This window comes from Ancylobacter sp. IITR112 (assembly GCF_041415945.1).
Taxonomy (GTDB): Bacteria; Pseudomonadota; Alphaproteobacteria; order Rhizobiales; family Xanthobacteraceae; genus Ancylobacter.
On sequence record NZ_JBGCUS010000001.1, the window covers coordinates 759,040 to 775,633 of the forward strand.

General features: G+C 64.6%; 19 protein-coding genes and 2 pseudogenes. 8 read left to right on the plus strand and 13 right to left on the minus strand.

Annotated features, from left to right (window positions below; translation table 11 throughout):
* Window positions 1–71: 71 nt before the first annotated feature.
* Window positions 72–1,207 (minus strand): IS3 family transposase gene (locus AAC979_RS03440; protein WP_371345425.1). Its coding sequence is split into 2 segments (ribosomal slippage): window positions 72–952 and window positions 952–1,207, totalling 1,137 coding nucleotides; the frame shifts between segments, so codons are not numbered across the junction.
* 211 nt (window positions 1,208–1,418) lie between these two features.
* Here AAC979_RS03440 and AAC979_RS03445 point away from each other — a divergent pair.
* The 4 genes from AAC979_RS03445 (at window position 1,419) to AAC979_RS03460 (ending at window position 3,643) form a co-directional block, all read left to right on the plus strand.
* Entirely contained in the window at window positions 1,419–2,465 is a 1,047-nt protein-coding gene (locus tag AAC979_RS03445) for an amidase (protein ID WP_371345426.1), read from the plus strand.
* Window positions 2,432–2,860: an amidase family protein gene (locus AAC979_RS03450; protein ID WP_371348988.1), complete on the plus strand. Its 429-nt coding sequence runs from the start codon at window positions 2,432–2,434 to the stop codon at window positions 2,858–2,860. Before AAC979_RS03445 ends, AAC979_RS03450 begins: the two co-directional genes overlap by 34 nt.
* Window positions 2,861–2,972: 112 nt before the next feature.
* A complete protein-coding gene (locus AAC979_RS03455; protein ID WP_371345427.1) occupies window positions 2,973–3,269 on the plus strand; it encodes a type II toxin-antitoxin system HigB family toxin in 297 nt (98 codons plus the stop codon).
* Window positions 3,266–3,643 (plus strand): type II toxin-antitoxin system HigA family antitoxin, encoded by a 378-nt coding sequence (locus tag AAC979_RS03460; protein ID WP_371345428.1) that lies wholly within the window; start codon window positions 3,266–3,268, stop codon window positions 3,641–3,643. The genes AAC979_RS03455 and AAC979_RS03460 overlap by 4 nt, the downstream gene beginning before the upstream one ends.
* 157 nt (window positions 3,644–3,800) lie before the next feature.
* On the opposite strand, the gene AAC979_RS03465 is transcribed toward AAC979_RS03460, so the two are convergent.
* The 3 genes and pseudogenes from AAC979_RS03465 to AAC979_RS03475 form a co-directional block, all read right to left on the minus strand.
* Complete coding sequence (locus AAC979_RS03465; protein ID WP_371348989.1) at window positions 3,801–4,052, minus strand: hypothetical protein; 252 nt, start codon at window positions 4,050–4,052, stop codon at window positions 3,801–3,803.
* Between the two features lie 267 nt (window positions 4,053–4,319).
* Window positions 4,320–4,508, minus strand: a pseudogene (locus AAC979_RS03470) (GntR family transcriptional regulator); the annotation flags it as partial.
* A gap of 23 nt (window positions 4,509–4,531) precedes the next feature.
* Complete coding sequence (locus AAC979_RS03475) at window positions 4,532–5,608, minus strand: M24 family metallopeptidase (protein WP_371345429.1); 1,077 nt, start codon at window positions 5,606–5,608, stop codon at window positions 4,532–4,534.
* 65 nt (window positions 5,609–5,673) lie between these two features.
* On the opposite strand from AAC979_RS03475, the gene AAC979_RS03480 reads away from it, so the two are divergent.
* The 4 genes and pseudogenes from AAC979_RS03480 to AAC979_RS03495 all read left to right on the plus strand — a co-directional run bounded on the left by AAC979_RS03480 (window position 5,674) and on the right by AAC979_RS03495 (window position 8,040).
* Window positions 5,674–6,809, plus strand: a protein-coding gene (locus AAC979_RS03480) for an IS3 family transposase (protein ID WP_371345425.1) whose coding sequence is annotated in 2 segments (ribosomal slippage) — window positions 5,674–5,929 and window positions 5,929–6,809 — 1,137 coding nt in all. Because the reading frame shifts where the segments join, the coding sequence is not laid out codon by codon here.
* A 54-nt stretch (window positions 6,810–6,863) separates the two neighbouring features.
* Window positions 6,864–7,031, plus strand: a pseudogene (locus AAC979_RS03485) (arylmalonate decarboxylase); the annotation flags it as partial.
* The gene (locus AAC979_RS03490) at window positions 7,032–7,718 is read left to right on the plus strand and encodes a GntR family transcriptional regulator (protein WP_371345430.1); all 687 of its coding nucleotides are present in this window, start codon (window positions 7,032–7,034) and stop codon (window positions 7,716–7,718) included. It begins immediately after the preceding pseudogene.
* 103 nt (window positions 7,719–7,821) lie between these two features.
* Complete coding sequence (locus AAC979_RS03495) at window positions 7,822–8,040, plus strand: helix-turn-helix domain-containing protein (RefSeq protein WP_013167646.1); 219 nt, start codon at window positions 7,822–7,824, stop codon at window positions 8,038–8,040.
* A gap of 54 nt (window positions 8,041–8,094) precedes the next feature.
* Here AAC979_RS03495 and AAC979_RS03500 read toward each other — a convergent pair whose 3' ends face one another.
* The 9 genes from AAC979_RS03500 to AAC979_RS03540 all read right to left on the minus strand — a co-directional run bounded on the left by AAC979_RS03500 (window position 8,095) and on the right by AAC979_RS03540 (window position 16,472).
* Window positions 8,095–8,421, minus strand: coding sequence for a DUF736 domain-containing protein (locus AAC979_RS03500; RefSeq protein ID WP_371345431.1), 327 nt, complete (start codon window positions 8,419–8,421; stop codon window positions 8,095–8,097).
* 629 nt (window positions 8,422–9,050) lie between these two features.
* Complete coding sequence (locus tag AAC979_RS03505) at window positions 9,051–9,491, minus strand: hypothetical protein (protein ID WP_371345432.1); 441 nt, start codon at window positions 9,489–9,491, stop codon at window positions 9,051–9,053.
* 107 nt (window positions 9,492–9,598) lie between these two features.
* Window positions 9,599–9,766: a hypothetical protein gene (locus AAC979_RS03510; protein ID WP_371345433.1), complete on the minus strand. Its 168-nt coding sequence runs from the start codon at window positions 9,764–9,766 to the stop codon at window positions 9,599–9,601.
* A 282-nt stretch (window positions 9,767–10,048) separates the two neighbouring features.
* Entirely contained in the window at window positions 10,049–10,471 is a 423-nt protein-coding gene (locus AAC979_RS03515) for a type II toxin-antitoxin system VapC family toxin (RefSeq protein WP_371345434.1), read from the minus strand.
* Complete coding sequence (locus AAC979_RS03520) at window positions 10,468–10,722, minus strand: plasmid stabilization protein (protein WP_371345435.1); 255 nt, start codon at window positions 10,720–10,722, stop codon at window positions 10,468–10,470. The genes AAC979_RS03515 and AAC979_RS03520 overlap by 4 nt, the downstream gene beginning before the upstream one ends.
* A 145-nt stretch (window positions 10,723–10,867) precedes the next feature.
* Window positions 10,868–12,003, minus strand: a protein-coding gene (locus tag AAC979_RS03525) for an IS3 family transposase (RefSeq protein ID WP_371345425.1) whose coding sequence is annotated in 2 segments (ribosomal slippage) — window positions 10,868–11,748 and window positions 11,748–12,003 — 1,137 coding nt in all. Because the reading frame shifts where the segments join, the coding sequence is not laid out codon by codon here.
* A 67-nt stretch (window positions 12,004–12,070) separates the two neighbouring features.
* The gene (locus tag AAC979_RS03530) at window positions 12,071–12,997 is read right to left on the minus strand and encodes a DUF2493 domain-containing protein (RefSeq protein ID WP_371345436.1); all 927 of its coding nucleotides are present in this window, start codon (window positions 12,995–12,997) and stop codon (window positions 12,071–12,073) included.
* Between the two features lie 315 nt (window positions 12,998–13,312).
* On the minus strand, window positions 13,313–14,347 hold the full coding sequence (locus tag AAC979_RS03535; RefSeq protein ID WP_371345437.1) for a toprim domain-containing protein: 1,035 nt from the start codon (window positions 14,345–14,347) through the stop codon (window positions 13,313–13,315).
* A gap of 61 nt (window positions 14,348–14,408) precedes the next feature.
* A complete protein-coding gene (locus AAC979_RS03540; protein ID WP_371345438.1) occupies window positions 14,409–16,472 on the minus strand; it encodes a ParB/RepB/Spo0J family partition protein in 2,064 nt (687 codons plus the stop codon).
* Between the last annotated feature and the right edge of the window lie 122 nt (window positions 16,473–16,594).

A 16,594-nucleotide genomic window follows, 5' to 3' on the forward strand; every position in this document is an offset into this window, starting at 1 on the left:
GAACCAGGTATGAGGTGGTCCCCATTCGCCGGACATTTTGGCGGCTTCGCTAAGCTTGGTTCTGGTGTGTGTCACGCCGCCTTGTTGATGCCGTCGCAGGCCATGTGGACCTCCTCCGGCGTTCTGCCGCCGAGAGCCGAGTGGGGCCTCGTGCGGTTGTAGTAGGTGATCCATCGGCCGATCCCGGCGCGGGCCTCGGACCCGGTCTCGAAGGCGTTGAGGTAGATGCACTCGTATTTCAGGGACCGCCAGAGGCGCTCGATGAACACGTTGTCCATCCACCGGCCGCGGCCATCCATGGAGATCCGCACGCCAGCGTCCAGCAGCACCTTTGCGAAGCGCGGGCTGGTGAACTGGCTTCCCTGGTCGGTGTTGAAGATGCTCGGCCGCCCGAACCGGGACAAGGCCTCCTCCAGTGCCTCGATGCAGAAGTCGGCCTCCATGGTGTTGGAGAGCCGCCAGGAGAGAACCCTGCGGCTGTGCCAGTCCATGATGGCGACCAGATACAGGAATCCGCGCCGCATCGGGATGTAAGTGATGTCGGCGCACCAGACCTGGTCGGGCTCCTCGATCGCCATGGTGCGCAAGAGATAGGGGAAGATGCGGTGCTGCGGGTGGCGCACCGTGGTCTTCGGCCGCTGGTAGATGGTGGCCAGCCCCATGCGGGCCATGAGGCGCCGCACACGCTTGCGCCCAACCTCGTGCCCCTGCCGGCGCAGATGGCGCACCATTTGCCGCGAGCCGTACCACGGCGTCTCGAGAAACTGGCCGTCGATCGCCCGCATAATGGCAAGAGTCTCGGGGCTTTCGATCCGCGGCCCGCCGTAGAAAGCCGACCGGCTGATGCCGACCAGGGCGCACTGGCGCGTGATCGGTAGTCGGGGGTGATCCGGTTCGATCATGTCGCGTTTTGCCCCCACGCTCATCGCCCGGAGGCCCGACGCAAAAAATCCCGTTCCACCACCAGTTGGCCGATCTTGGCATGGAGCTGGTCGATCTCGCTCTCGCGGGCGGCGTCGGCCGCTTCCGCCTTGCCGGAGAACACTGCGGCCATCCCCTCGATGGCCTGCTTCTTCCAAGCGTTGATCATGGTCTGGTGGAGACCATGCTTCGCCGCCAACTGGGCCACCGTCTGTTCCCCGCGCAGTGCCTCCAGGGCCACCTTCGCCTTGAAATCCGATGAATATCGCTTCCTCTTCCCGGTCATCGGGCTCGTCCTTCCGTCAGGCCGAACCAAGCTTAACTCCCTGTCCGGATTTCGGGGACCACCTCACAGCGACGTTGGCGCCGCTGGGACACGGGGCAGGGCATGGCCTCGTCAGTGGCCTGGGCGATCTGCTGGCAGGCTTGCAGAGGCTCTCCGATGAGGATCTCGCCGACATCGGACCGGCAATCCCTCCTTTCCAGGAAAAAGGCCAATGAGCGACCTCACGCGTCTGTCCCTGCGCAAGCTCCGACGGCTGATGATCTCCGGCGAGGTTCGACCGGAAGAGGTGACCGCGGCTTTTCTGGCACGAGCTGAAGCGCGCAACAGTTGCGATCTCAGCTATGTCGCGATCGGTGCGGAACATGCGCTCTCGCGTGCTGGCATGGTGGAGCAGGCTGGCGCATTTGGGCGCCTAGCCGGCATCCCCTTCTCCTGCAAAGATGTCTTTGACACAGTGGCGCTGCCGACGACGGCGGGCTCGCGCGCCATGCATGATTACCGGCCGCTCCGAGACGCGCGGGCGCTTGAGCGCCTCAAGGCAGCGGGAGCCATCCTTTTGGGAAAGAACAATCTGCACGAATTCTGCTACGGCATTACCGGCGCCAACCCGATCTTTGGCACCCCGGCCAATCCGCATGATCGTCGTTGTCTTGCAGGTGGATCCTCGAGCGGCTCTGCTGTTGCTGTCGCCAACCGCACGGCGATGTTTGCGCTCGGCACCGATACGGGCGGCTCGGTTCGTGTTCCTGCCAGCTTGTGCGGCCTTATTGGCTTCAAGCCGACCCGTGGGCAGATCAGCCTGAAGGGTGTGGTGCCGTTCTGCTGGTCGCTGGATCATGCCGGGATTCTTGCGCGAAGCTGCAGTGACGCGGCCGAGGTGTTCCTGGCCGTTCGCGAGGCGGACGAGACTCTTGTGGGAGCCAACGCGGATCATTCTGAGCGCGGCAACTCGCTGCACGGCCTGCGCATCGGCGTGCCTGAGGGCGTCTATCTTGAGAATGTCGCGTCCGACATTGCCCTGCGCGTGCATCAGTTGATCGCGGAATGCCGCCGGCTCGGGGCTCATGTCATCGAGGTTGTGTTGCCAGACCCAACCTATGTGCGCACGGCTCGCTGGCCGTTCAACTCGTCGAGGCCTTTGCCTGGCACCGGAGAAATCTCCAGCGCCGGTTTGATCTGTATGGGGAAGATGTTCGCGAAGGCCTGCTTCAAGGCCAGTTCATCCTGGCCGAGCATTATGTGCAGGCTCTCCGGCTGATCGCCATGGAGCAGGCCGAGGTGAGCGCGGTGCTCAAAGACGTCGATGTCCTGATGACGCCGACGACGCCGGTCGCCGCACCGCCTCTCGACCAGAAGCAGGTGACGGTAGCCGGCGTTGCGGTGCCTGTTGGCAATGCACTGTCGCAGTTCACATGCCTGTTCAATCTGACCGGTCACCCGGCGCTGACCGTTCCCATCGGGCGGGATGGTGACGGTCTGCCGATCGGGTTGCAGCTGATCGGTGCGCATCATCGGGACATGAAGCTCCTGGCGATCGGCGCGGCACTGGAACGGGTCGCTCTGGCCGGCTGGATCGAGCCGAATGACGAGATGGATGATGGCACGGTCATGCCGTCTCCGCTCGCGGAGCAGCGAGAGCGTTATGCGCATTAGGATACGGGCGCCACGGATACCGTCCAACTCCGAGTGGCGCTGTCTGTGGAGACGATGTTCCCAATTTGGGAAAATCTCTTGTTCCCAACCCGGGAATTCGCTATAAGCACCTATGCAGATCATCGCTCGCCGGACTCTCAAGCTCTTCTGGGAGCGCTATCCGCAAGCTGAGACGCCACTCGTGCTCTGGTATGCCCGCGTGGCGAAGGCCGCGTGGGCCGGCCCTCAGGACGTGAAAGCGACGTTCGGGACTACCGTGGATTTCATAGGGGACAACCGCCTGATCTTTGATGTCGGTGGCAACAAGTTCCGACGCATCGTCCACGTCGCCTATCCATTCCGTCGGGTGTTGATCAAGTTCGTAGGCACTCACGCTGAATATGACGCCATAGATCCGGAGACCGTTTGATGGACATTCGACCGATCAAGACCGACGCGGACTATGAGTGGGCGCTGGCCGAGGTAACGCGCTATTTCGAGCAGCAGCCTGAACCGGGCTCGACGGAAGGGGACCGCTTCGACGTGCTCTCGGACCTTATCGCAGCGTATGAGGAGCGGCACTTTCCGCTGCCAGATGCCGATCCTGTCGAAGCGCTGCGCGCTTTCCTTGAAGTGACCGGGCGAACGCAGCAGGATCTTGCGGTGTTGCTCGGCTCGGCACCGCGCGCATCGGAAGTCCTGCGCCGCAAGCGAGCCCTGACTGTCGATATGATCGGCAAGTTAAGCAAGGAGTGGGGTATGCCGGCGGATATCCTGGTGCGGCCGTACAGGCTGGCGGCGTAAAACGTCCCCAAGGAAAGTTTCATCGCGCCGCGAGATGGCGCTGGTACGATCAAGCTCGATTTGCGAATGGGGACCGATCAGTGGGGACATTGAGATCCACAGTGTCCGCCTTTCAGGACATTACTCAGTCGAGGTGATGTCCTCCCGGTCACACGCGTCAGTCCTGCACCAAGGACGTGGCGAGTGCGCGCATGACCAAATCCGGCAGCGCCGCCTCAAGAAGTTGGAAATGATCATTCAGAGAGCGCTCGGCCGCCTCCCTTCTTCCGTAGGCTAACGCGGATGCCAAGGCCGCGAGGGTGTCATAGAGCGGGATGGTCAGATCGGGTGATCGATAGGCGCAGCGGCGCACATGATGAGTCCGCTCGCACAGGTCGGCTACGTTGCGCTCAATCACATCGCTACCCATCCATCGGCTTATGCCAAGGAAGACGGCTTCCGTTCGGCGGGCTAGCGCAATGGCCGTCCTCGGGTCGCCCGGGTTCAAAGGCGGGCGTCCTAAATCGGATAAGAGCCGAGATGATGCCGGAGGAGGGGTCACTTCGAGGCCGTGTCGGAGCAGAAGCTGCAGGAGGTCGTGGAGTTCCTGCATTTCGCGCAGACGCAGTTCGCGGGCGAAAAACCCTCGTGCGGGTATAGCGGTGATATGACCTTCGGCATGCAGTCGGATCAGCGCCTCGCGCACAGGCGTGTTGCTGACCCTCAGTTGGTCCGAAAGCTCAACGACCGCCAGGTGCTGACCGGGACGAAACCTGTAGAGGAGCGCCCGTGTCTTCAGGGAACGGTAGACCTGATGCCGTCGATCCCTGCCCAGGCATCCTGAAGGCTGTGATCCCCGGTGAAAGCGGTCCCCATCCCGTTCCATCCTCGCCTCTGCGGCTTCCTGCTTCAGAGAACCCTCAGGTCGCGGGGATAGGACGTGAGATAGTCAAAGCCATCCTCTGTCACGACGATAGAGTCGCCGATGCGTCCCCCGCCCTTGCCGGGCACGGTAATGCCGCCGTCGACGGCAAAGGTCATGCCGGCCCGTAGCTCACGCGTCTCGCCGCGCTTGAGTTCCGGTACCTCCAAGAGCGACATGCCGACAGAGCGGCCGGTTCGATAGCCTGGAGAAAAGCCGGCCGCCGCATAGGTCTCTTCCGCAGCGGCGTTGACCGCCTCGCAGCGTATGCCGGGGCGGATCATGGCCAGCGCGGCGCGCTGGGCAGCCACGGAGGCCTCCTGGATGCGCGCCTGTTCGTCAGTCACAGTCCCCACGAAGAACTGGCGGTCGAAACCGAGCTTGTAGTTGCGGAAGCTCACCATGCCGCAGAAGCAGATATAGACTGGATCGCCCGTCTCCAGCCGGCGCACGCCGGCGCGCCGATGGACCATGCAGGTGTCGGTGCCGGACTGCAGGATCTGCAGATTGTGGATCAGCGGCGAAACGTAGCGGTCGTGCGGATCGCGCAGCAGGGAGGCGGCCCGGCGCGTGCCGGCCTGCATGGCGGCGAGCGCGATCTCATATTCGGGCACGCCGGGATCGATCGCGTCCGCAGCCGCATCCATCATGGAAACGGCAACCTCGCCGGCCTGGCGCATGATGGCAATCTCGTCCGGAGACTTGATCATGCGCTGCTCTGCAATCAGCGGCGCAATGTCCGACAGGGTGCGGTCGGGAAGGTGCTCCCTGATCTCGGCGGCGACCACGTTCGGCAGACGGGCCGCTTCGATCCCGAGTGCCATGGCGGTCACGGGGCCGGCCAATTGGCCAATGAGCAGGTCCCGCCATTCCCGGCCACCATCGCTCCAGGGGCGAATGTCCCGGACCCAGCTCATGGCCGCGCACATGTCTGATTCCATCAATGGCGTGAGGATCACCGGAACCCGACCGGGCCTCACAATCATCAGCGTCGGCCGCCCGAACTCCATGCCGAGATAGTTCCAGTAGCCCCCGTAATAGGCGATCGAATCCGGATCACTCATGAGGTGGTCCCCGAAATCCGGACAGGGAGTTAAGCTTGGTTCGGCCTGACGGAAGGACGAGCCCGATGACCGGGAAGAGGAAGCGATATTCATCGGATTTCAAGGCGAAGGTGGCCCTGGAGGCACTGCGCGGGGAACAGACGGTGGCCCAGTTGGCGGCGAAGCATGGTCTCCACCAGACCATGATCAACGCTTGGAAGAAGCAGGCCATCGAGGGGATGGCCGCAGTGTTCTCCGGCAAGGCGGAAGCGGCCGACGCCGCCCGCGAGAGCGAGATCGACCAGCTCCATGCCAAGATCGGCCAACTGGTGGTGGAACGGGATTTTTTGCGTCGGGCCTCCGGGCGATGAGCGTGGGGGCAAAACGCGACATGATCGAACCGGATCACCCCCGACTACCGATCACGCGCCAGTGCGCCCTGGTCGGCATCAGCCGGTCGGCTTTCTACGGCGGGCCGCGGATCGAAAGCCCCGAGACTCTTGCCATTATGCGGGCGATCGACGGCCAGTTTCTCGAGACGCCGTGGTACGGCTCGCGGCAAATGGTGCGCCATCTGCGCCGGCAGGGGCACGAGGTTGGGCGCAAGCGTGTGCGGCGCCTCATGGCCCGCATGGGGCTGGCCACCATCTACCAGCGGCCGAAGACCACGGTGCGCCACCCGCAGCACCGCATCTTCCCCTATCTCTTGCGCACCATGGCGATCGAGGAGCCCGACCAGGTCTGGTGCGCCGACATCACTTACATCCCGATGCGGCGCGGATTCCTGTATCTGGTCGCCATCATGGACTGGCACAGCCGCAGGGTTCTCTCCTGGCGGCTCTCCAACACCATGGAGGCCGACTTCTGCATCGAGGCACTGGAGGAGGCCTTGTCCCGGTTCGGGCGGCCGAGCATCTTCAACACCGACCAGGGAAGCCAGTTCACCAGCCCGCGCTTCGCAAAGGTGCTGCTGGACGCTGGCGTGCGGATCTCCATGGATGGCCGCGGCCGGTGGATGGACAACGTGTTCATCGAGCGCCTCTGGCGGTCCCTGAAATACGAGTGCATCTACCTCAACGCCTTCGAGACCGGGTCCGAGGCCCGCGCCGGGATCGGCCGATGGATCACCTACTACAACCGCACGAGGCCCCACTCGGCTCTCGGCGGCAGAACGCCGGAGGAGGTCCACATGGCCTGCGACGGCATCAACAAGGCGGCGTGACACACACCAGAACCAAGCTTAGCGAAGCCGCCAAAATGTCCGGCGAATGGGGACCACCTCAGCTGTGGTGCTCTACGGTCTCTCGACATCATCGAGGAACTCGAGCGCCGGATCGGCAAACCCGTTGTGACCAGCAATCAGGCGATGATGTGGGACTGCCTGCGTCTTGCCGGGATCGCGGACCAGCGGGATGATTATGGCATTCTGCTTCGGGAGCATTGAGTGAGCGAAAGCGCGACAAGCGAAAACTCAAAGACACGTGCCCCGCGTGGCCAAGTGACGGACATCTACCGGGCCTTGCGAGACCGGATCTGTCTGCTGCGCTACCCGCCCGGCATGCTGCTTGGCGAACACGAACTCGCCGACGAATTCGCAGTCAGTCGCACGCCTGTGCGCCAGGCGCTGCAGCGGCTGGAATATGACGGACTCACCGAGACCCGCAACGGCGTGGGAACGATGGTGACCGGCGTCGATCCAAACGCCTTCCGTGATATTTACGCGTTCCGGCTGCGCCTGAGCGAAATGATGGGCGAGTTTCCCGCAGAAGACGAGGCACCGCGCGCCCTCTCAACCATCCTGCTGCTTCAGGACCGGTTGGTGGCGCTGAGAGGCCTGCGGGACATGGAGGCGTTCTGGCAGCTCAACCATGAACTCCATCATGCTACGAACCGGCTCATCGCCAATCTCGCTTTGCGTGAGACCCATGAGCGCTATTACTTCCAGGCCTCGCGCATCTGGTACAGCGTGATCGAGGCGTTTTTCGAGGAACAGATTGCCGATCTGGCCAGTGAACTCAACGAGATCGTGGGTGCGCTGCGCGCCGGTGACATAAGGGCGGTCGGCTATATCCAGCGCAACCATATCGCCTTTGGTCTTCATCGTGTCGCGAGCGCGCACGCTGCCGTTTGATGCTGCAGACCCAGCCCGGACGGGCCGGGTTCCATTCGGGCCAAATGCGTTTACATATTATAGTTGATAAACTCGGCACGACGGAATTGCGAACGGTTTGCGCATGGATATGCGCAAGCTGGTCGGACGAAATTTCGCCCGCCTGCGTCAGGCCAAGGACCTGACGCAGGAACAGGTTGCCGAGCGCTCGGGGCTGAGCCAGCAGTATCTCAGTGGTCTCGAACGTGGCCGACGCAATCCGACGATCATTACGCTTTATGAGCTGGCACGTGCTCTCGATGTCAGCCATGTCGAGCTGGTTCTCCCACCGGACGAGAAGTGAGGGGTGCCGGTGTGACCCCGGCCATGAGGCCGGGGCCCTTATCCAGGCGAGGTCTTAGTCGCTGCGGCGCCCGTTGGGGCGAGACCAGATAAGGGAGAAGGTCTCTCCGTCCTCGTCATCGAAGAGGTTGGCGTAGATGGGGGCGTTGAAGCTCGGATCGTCGAGCTTGAGGCCCAGATAGTCGCGGCCCTCGGTGGAGCGCTTGGACCAGGCGGCCCCGATCTCGGCGCGGCCGACCAGGACCCGATGGCTGGGGGCGTTCTCGCCGGTGGCGCGGGTGTCGGGGATGATGCGCACGCCCCGGGCCTGCACGCCGAGGGTCACGATGTCGCCGGTGAACTCGTTGGTGCCGGTCTTCTTGAAGGTGCCGATGGTGGCCATGTTCCGTCTCCGTCCTGTCTTCTGAGCCCGCGCCATTGCGGCCTCGATGGCGATCGAAAGGCCGAAGGCGAGCGGCGCCGCATCGCCTCGGGGTCCCCGTCGCGCTCGCGCGATGGGGTGAGGATTGCGACCGCAGCGCAGCGGAGGACGGCGCAGGCGCGACTTTGTTGCTCCGCGAGGAATGACGGCGATCCGGGGCCCCGCGCAGCGCGCGGGGTGGGCGTCGGCAGGGGAAGAAAGTCGGGACCAGCCGTTGTGGCATAGGCGCTCGAGGCGCAGCCGACCTTCGGCCAGATCAGGCCATTGAAGAGGCCGTCTGGAGCGGGCAATGGCTGATGGATGAGGGAGATGGTTTGGCCTGGCGCCGGACATAGAGACGCGCCGGCGAGCATCGGCGGACGATACCCTGAGCTTGGCCAAACTGCCGTTTCCCTGGCCCGCCAACGCCTCGAATGCTCCACTCCGAGGGGCCTTTCAACAGCGACACGGCCGCCGTTTGCCGCGCACGCTAACTCTGCCGTACAGCATGGCGAAACGGACCATTTGGGCTTCCGCTCCCTCCCGGCCCAGCCCTTTGACGCGGACGTAATGTCATTCGCCTTCTGGTGCGCCGAGCGGATGTTGCGGTGTCAGTGGGCGGAGCTGTGTCCGCCAGAAGGGCGCAATGCCTTCCTTCCGGTGATGCGCACGAAGGCGACGATGCCGACCACGCCGGCTCCGAGGATCGAAAACACCATCTGCCACGTATGGGAGGGCATGGTGTGCTTAACGATGCCATGGGTGGCGTGGAAGCCTGCCGCAGCGGCCGGGACGACGAATGCGGCCGCGATCATCAGGCGCGCCCAGATCGGGCTGACGATCGCGAACAGGAACTGGCCGAGGCCGTAAGTCAGGCCAGCGGCGGCAAGGCCGACAACAAGTACGCCGAGCCATCCGCCGCCGGTGCCATAGGCCCATGTGCCCGCCGTGATGCCCGCAAACAGCGGCAACGCGAACACCGCAAGCGCGAAGAGTTGCCAGCAGAGGAATGCGATCGTCGCGATGCCGAGAAGAATGCCGATGAAGATCATGGGGACGGCTCCGTAAGATCGGAGGAATGTGTCGCCACCGACTCCGACGCACCCGCCCGATGAGCAGAATTGGCGGCGGCCACCATTCATGGCCGCCGGTTCGCCTCTCAGGAGGCGAAGGGGTCGATCTCCCGGACGATGGCGGCTTCGTCGCCGTCATACTCGGCAGCAGGAATGACGGAGAGCGTTCCGTCGCCGGCGCGGAAGATGACGACGGTGGCCATCAGGGTGGTGGCGAGGCTGAAGGCGAAGGCGTGAGCGATCTGGACGGACATCGACCTGACTCCTGCGCGAGCGGAGGTCCATCCCCCGCTGACAGGCGCCCGAGGAGGCCGGCCGTTGGCCGCAATCACCGCGTGAGGCACAGCCGGAGCGGCGGCACGCGTAGCGTAGTCCGACCCTTCATGGGTTGATGGCGTCAGGCCATCGGCTGGACCAAAGGATCAGCGTCGTGAAGCGGGGATGGTCGTCCGGTCAGTAGACCGTGATAGCGGGTTGCTGCACAGGTCGCTTCCGCCCGGCTGCGAGGTGCAACACATGCTGCCTGTGCGAAGCCGTCAGCGTTCCACGTTCCACGGATCGATGACTGCCACACCGGCGGCGTCGAACGCGCTGGTATCGCGCGTGGCCACAGCGAAGCCCCGGGAGGCTGCGATTGCGGCGATATAGCCGTCGGGCGTCGGAAAGCCCTTGCCAGCCGCGCGGGCTTTCACGGCAAGGTCGGCATAGCGTCGTGCGGCAGCGATATCGAACGGCAGAACGCGATCGGCGAACAGCTCCATCACCCCTTCCAGGGCCTCGGTGAGCCGGTCTTTGCGCTTACCGGCGGGCAGCGCACCGATGTCATACACCAGTTCGGCAATCGTGACGCTGGAGAGATAGAGCGTCTCGGCCGCCTGCTCGTCGAGCCATGCCCGCACGGTGTCGTCGGGCGTGGGCTTCATCGCCTCCGATATGACGTTGGTGTCGAGAAGGATCATTCGAAGCTCATGGGCTCGGCGGGCGTCCGGTCGCGCGCCGGGCTGAGCGCGTCGATGTCCTCATTGGTCAAGCCGAGGCGGCGGCTGCGCTCCGAGAGCGCTGTGCCGAGCCGGAGGCGCGTGTCAGGGCGAACGGCGGTCTCAAGGATGTCGCGCATCTCGGCTTCGGTGCTGCGGCCGTGCTGGGCCGCGCGGATCTTGAGGGCTCGGTGCGTCGCCTCGGAGAGGTTACGGATCGTCACTGCGGGCATGATGGCGCCTCCAGTAAAATTGATTGCATTGATAGCAAAATAGAGGAATTGCTATCACTTTCAAGATGCAGAGTTGCGGCGCTTTGAGGTGGTCCCCATTCGCCGGACATTTTGGCGGCTTCGCTAAGCTTGGTTCTGGTGTGTGTCACGCCGCCTTGTTGATGCCGTCGCAGGCCATGTGGACCTCCTCCGGCGTTCTGCCGCCGAGAGCCGAGTGGGGCCTCGTGCGGTTGTAGTAGGTGATCCATCGGCCGATCCCGGCGCGGGCCTCGGACCCGGTCTCGAAGGCGTTGAGGTAGATGCACTCGTATTTCAGGGACCGCCAGAGGCGCTCGATGAACACGTTGTCCATCCACCGGCCGCGGCCATCCATGGAGATCCGCACGCCAGCGTCCAGCAGCACCTTTGCGAAGCGCGGGCTGGTGAACTGGCTTCCCTGGTCGGTGTTGAAGATGCTCGGCCGCCCGAACCGGGACAAGGCCTCCTCCAGTGCCTCGATGCAGAAGTCGGCCTCCATGGTGTTGGAGAGCCGCCAGGAGAGAACCCTGCGGCTGTGCCAGTCCATGATGGCGACCAGATACAGGAATCCGCGCCGCATCGGGATGTAAGTGATGTCGGCGCACCAGACCTGGTCGGGCTCCTCGATCGCCATGGTGCGCAAGAGATAGGGGAAGATGCGGTGCTGCGGGTGGCGCACCGTGGTCTTCGGCCGCTGGTAGATGGTGGCCAGCCCCATGCGGGCCATGAGGCGCCGCACACGCTTGCGCCCAACCTCGTGCCCCTGCCGGCGCAGATGGCGCACCATTTGCCGCGAGCCGTACCACGGCGTCTCGAGAAACTGGCCGTCGATCGCCCGCATAATGGCAAGAGTCTCGGGGCTTTCGATCCGCGGCCCGCCGTAGAAAGCCGACCGGCTGATGCCGACCAGGGCGCACTGGCGCGTGATCGGTAGTCGGGGGTGATCCGGTTCGATCATGTCGCGTTTTGCCCCCACGCTCATCGCCCGGAGGCCCGACGCAAAAAATCCCGTTCCACCACCAGTTGGCCGATCTTGGCATGGAGCTGGTCGATCTCGCTCTCGCGGGCGGCGTCGGCCGCTTCCGCCTTGCCGGAGAACACTGCGGCCATCCCCTCGATGGCCTGCTTCTTCCAAGCGTTGATCATGGTCTGGTGGAGACCATGCTTCGCCGCCAACTGGGCCACCGTCTGTTCCCCGCGCAGTGCCTCCAGGGCCACCTTCGCCTTGAAATCCGATGAATATCGCTTCCTCTTCCCGGTCATCGGGCTCGTCCTTCCGTCAGGCCGAACCAAGCTTAACTCCCTGTCCGGATTTCGGGGACCACCTCACTTATGCGCCGCCGGAGCCGAAGCGATAGACCGGAATGCCCATCTTGCGGGCTTTGTCGGCCAGATTGTCCTGAATGCCTGTGCCGGGGAAAATCACGACCCCGATCGGCACGACGTTCAGTATCTGGTCGTTGCGCTTGAAGGGAGCGGCCTTCGCGTGCTTCGTCCAGTCGGGCTTGAAGGCCACCTGCGGCACCTTGCGGCTGTCGGCCCAGAGGGACGCGATCTTTTCGGCGCCCTTGGGCGAGCCACCATGCACCAGCACCATGTCCGGGTGCTTGCCGTGGATTTGATCGAGCTTGGCCCAGATCTGCCGGTGATCAGCGGTGTCGCCACCCGAGAAGGCGATCTTCGGCCCGGCGGGCACGAGCACCTCGCTATCCGCGCGCCGCCGGGCGGCGAGGAAATCCCGGCTGTCGATCAGCGCCGCAGTGAGGTGGCGATGGTTGACCCGTGATCCGGCCCGTGGCGTCCAAGGCGAGCCGGTGGCGATACGGTAGCGGTCGGCGGCGGCCTCGCGGAAGGTTTCCATGCCGTCGCGCCGGCCGATCAGGTTCATGCCGATGTCGATCAGGCGCTCGAGCTCTAGGGACTTCACCTCGGAGCCGTCCTGTTCACGCTGAAGCTGTTTCTGGGCCTGCTCGTTGTCGTCAAGCTTCTGCTCGATCCGGTCCACGGCGCGGTGGAACATGTTGACGGTCGACCAGAGGAGATCGGGAAGCTCAGCATCGAGACTGGTGTCGGTGATCGTGGCGACCAGGGCGTCGAAGATATCGGCGATGGCGCCTTCGATGAGGCGGTCCTGAGGTGGCGGGCGCTGGTCGCGTTCGTCCTCGGAAGGACGGTAACCGTGGAGCTGCAATTCCTGGATCAGATGGTCGGTCGGGGATGACACGTGCTGCGGCTCGTGGTCGTCATGCGCGCTCATGGGATGCCCCAATGGTTTGGACCGCGACCTTCGCGGCCTTCATGGCGACGAAGCCGTCGGGCGGGACGGAACTGCACCCGGAGCGAAGCGAGAGGGCCGCAGCGGCAGCGGAGGATGGCGAGAAGCCGGCGATTTTGCTTCGCGATGGAAAGCGGCCCTAAGGCCGCGCCGGAAAATCGTCGGCGGCAGCCATTGCCGATCCGGCCCGGCTGACGGCCGATCGCCCTCTCGAAGGCGCAAGGCGCGGTCCTCTTGCCGTCACTGACGCATCCTTGCGGGTATGGCAGCCAAGGATCGCGGTTCAGCCCGCTCCGGCTATGGGGGCAGGCACAGAAAGCGCGCCACGTCCCCCGGGGCGAGTTGCACCCGAACACCCGTCCGAAGTGCATCCATACCGAGCCGCTGGAGATCCTCGTTGAAGTCCCCGAGCGCTGGCGACAATGGGATGGCCTCGATGCCCTCGGCGTTCGCCCGTTCGATCAACGTGTCCCGGGCGGCGTCACCGGCAGGATCGTTGTCGCGGATGATGTAAAGCCGCCGCAGCCTCAGTGGGAACAGGATGGCGGCCAGATGCGCGGCCGAAAGTGCCGGTGCCATCGCCATATCGGGCAGGACCTGCCGGAGAGACAGCATGGTCTCGATGCCTTCACCTGCCGCCATCACGCTGTCGGGCACGCCGATGCGAACGGTAGACCCAAGCAGATTACCCATCGCCTTGCGCGGCGTGGCGACCGGAGCCTTGTCCGAACCGTCGGGGGCGAGCCAGGTGCGGTGTGCGCCGGTGATCCTGCCGGTGAGATCGGTGACGGCGGTGATCATCGCGGGCCAGGTCTCTGACGGGCCGTCGTCAGGCTTGTAGTAGCAGCGTGGATGAAAGCGCAGGTTTCCGGTTCCGTGCAAAAGCGTAATGCCGCGTCGGCGCAAATACGTCTCTGCGATGGTCCCGGCGATGGGCTGCGACATGGCGAACAACCGGCGTGCCGCTTCGACCGCCCCCGATGGAGCCGGCCGGACACGGCTAGGTGGTGCTGCGGGTTCCGGTTTGGGATCCGGCAGGCTGAGAAACGTTCGTGCTTCGGCAGCAATGTCGATGAAATCAGTGAGGCCCAGCGATCCGCGGATGACATCGAGAAGATCGCCATGTTCGCCGGTGGCGGCATCGGTCCATTTGCCCGCCGGCCCCTTCGCGGATGCCTGGAGCCGGACGAAGAGCGAGCGACCGGGTGTGTTTCTGATATCGCCGACGAGCCAGTAACGACCCTCCCGGCGACCATTGGAAAGATAGTGTCGGCAGACCGCCTCGGCTTGATTGGCGAGCCGCCGCGACAGATCGTGAGCAATCCCGGACATGGCGAGCTTTTCAAAACAAAGGCCCGCCGACAGAGCCGGCGGGCCGAGATCGTGTTGAGGGTTACTCCGCCGCTACGGCAGGGGGGATGTCCGTGGTGTCCTCAGTATCCTCAAGGCTCCCGTCTTCGCCCATGGCCGTTGTGCTGTCCTGAGCCGCCGTTTCTCCGCCAACGGCGGGTTCAGAGCCGCGCAGCGGTTCCGGGAGCCAGCCGGTATCAGCCAGCAGCGTTTCGGCCTCGCGGGCCATGTCGCCTTTCTTCAGGTGCGCGATGCGCTCTGCCGCACGCGGCCCCTTGGCCTCGCTCACCGCCTGCAGAATGCGGGCCTTGGTCACGCGCCCGAGGAAATTGTCCACGGTCGGCTTCCACCCGGCAGCCGCCATGTCGAGCTCGACCGCGCACGCGAGCTGATCGGCATGGTGCAGCGCGCGCGGGCGCCGGTTCCAGGCTTCATGGACGGCGTTCACCGATAGGCTCACCACATGGGCGAACAGGCCGGCGCGGCTGTCGCTGTCCCAGTCGTGCAGAGCCTCCCAGAGATCAGCCGAGTCCTTCGGCAGGGCCTTGGCCCAGCCTTCATGTCGGGCGTGGATCGCCGCGGCCGAGACGCTGTCGTTCAGCCCCGGCGCCTGCGCGCTGAACGCCACGCTCTTCAGATCGAGTTCAAGGCAGCTATCCGAGCCGTAGCGGTAGAAGCTCTTCAGCGTCAGGGCATGAAGGGCGGCGAGGAAGGCGACATCGGGCCGCTCGCCCAACGCCTGGCGCAGGCCGAGCGTGCGATGCGAGGTCAGCTCGGTCATCAGCCGGTCCGAGAGCGCAGACAGCCCTTCCTCGTCCTCGGGCTCGGGCGCCGGCGCATCTGCCATGACGGCCTCGCCAGTACGCATGGCCGCCGCCGCGACAAGGCGCGGCCCGGCGTCCTCCACAGCGACTTCGGGCTCCACCGGCAGTTCGTCCTCAGGCCGCACATAGCCGCGCTCAATGCGCACCGCGCCATCATGGGCGATGCTGACGAAGGCACCGGCCCGCGCCACATCCTGCAGATCGAAGGTGATCGGACGCGCCTCGAAGGCTTCGATCGCCGTCTCGATCTCGCCAAGCCGCGCGTCGACCTCCTCCGGCAATTCTTCCGCCTCAGCGTATTCCGTGGACAGGCGATCATATTCCGCCTGCAGGGCGTCGCGGCTGGCCTCCTCTTCGGTGGTGAGGGCGATGGTCTCGCCACGCAGCTGGCGCAGGCCATAGGTGTGGCCATAGGCGAAGTCAGGGGCCATCTCGACCCACTTCCATCCCTCGGCAGCGACGGCATCCGCCTCGGCCTTGAGCTTCTCGGCCACCAGCCGGTCGACGAGCGCGACATCCTGCAGCCAGCCGCCGTCGTCGCCCTGGAACAGGTCGCGCAGGATGATGCCGCCAGCCTCGACATAGACCTCGAGGCCGATGAACTGGGCGCGCTTGTCGCAGGCGCGGACAGCACCCTCGGTCAGCATGCGGCGGATGGCATAGGGCTGCTTGTCATAGGAGGTCTTCAGCCGCTCGAAGACCTGTTCCTGGCGCGCATGGTCTCCGGACACGGTGAAGGCCATGAACTGGTCGAGCGTCAGGCCGTCCTCGGCATAAACCTCCAGCAGCACCGGCGACACCGAGGCAAGCTTGAGGCGCTGCTTCACCACGCCGACGGAGACGAAAAAGGCAGCCGCGATCTCTTCTTCCGACTGGCCCTTCTCGCGCAGCGCCAGAAAGGCGCGGAACTGGTCGAGCGGGTGCAACGGCGCGCGCTGGATATTCTCGGCGAGGGAATCCTCCTCGGCGATACCGCCTTCCCGGATGACGCAGGGCACCGGCGCGGTCTTGGCGAGGCGCTTCTGCTTCACCAGCAGCTCCAGCGCCCGATAGCGCCGCCCGCCAGCCGGGATCTCGAACATACCGGTCTCCACGCCGGCGCCATCGACGACGGGGCGAACGCTGAGGCCCTGCAGCAGGCCACGGCGGGCGATGTCCTCGGCCAGTTCCTCGATCGAGACGCCGGCCTTGATGCGCCGGACGTTCGACTGGCTGAGCAGGAGCTTGTTGAAGGGGATGTCACGCGAGGGCGAGAGCGTGATCTTCTGAACAGTGGTCGCCATGGAAGGCATCTCCGTGATGGGGTGACGACGGATGCCCCACCGGGGCAGGCAAAGCCCCGGTGGGGCTTTGCCACGGAGGAACGGGAGCCTCTCTCTCGGCCTCCAACCCGTCACGAAGCGCA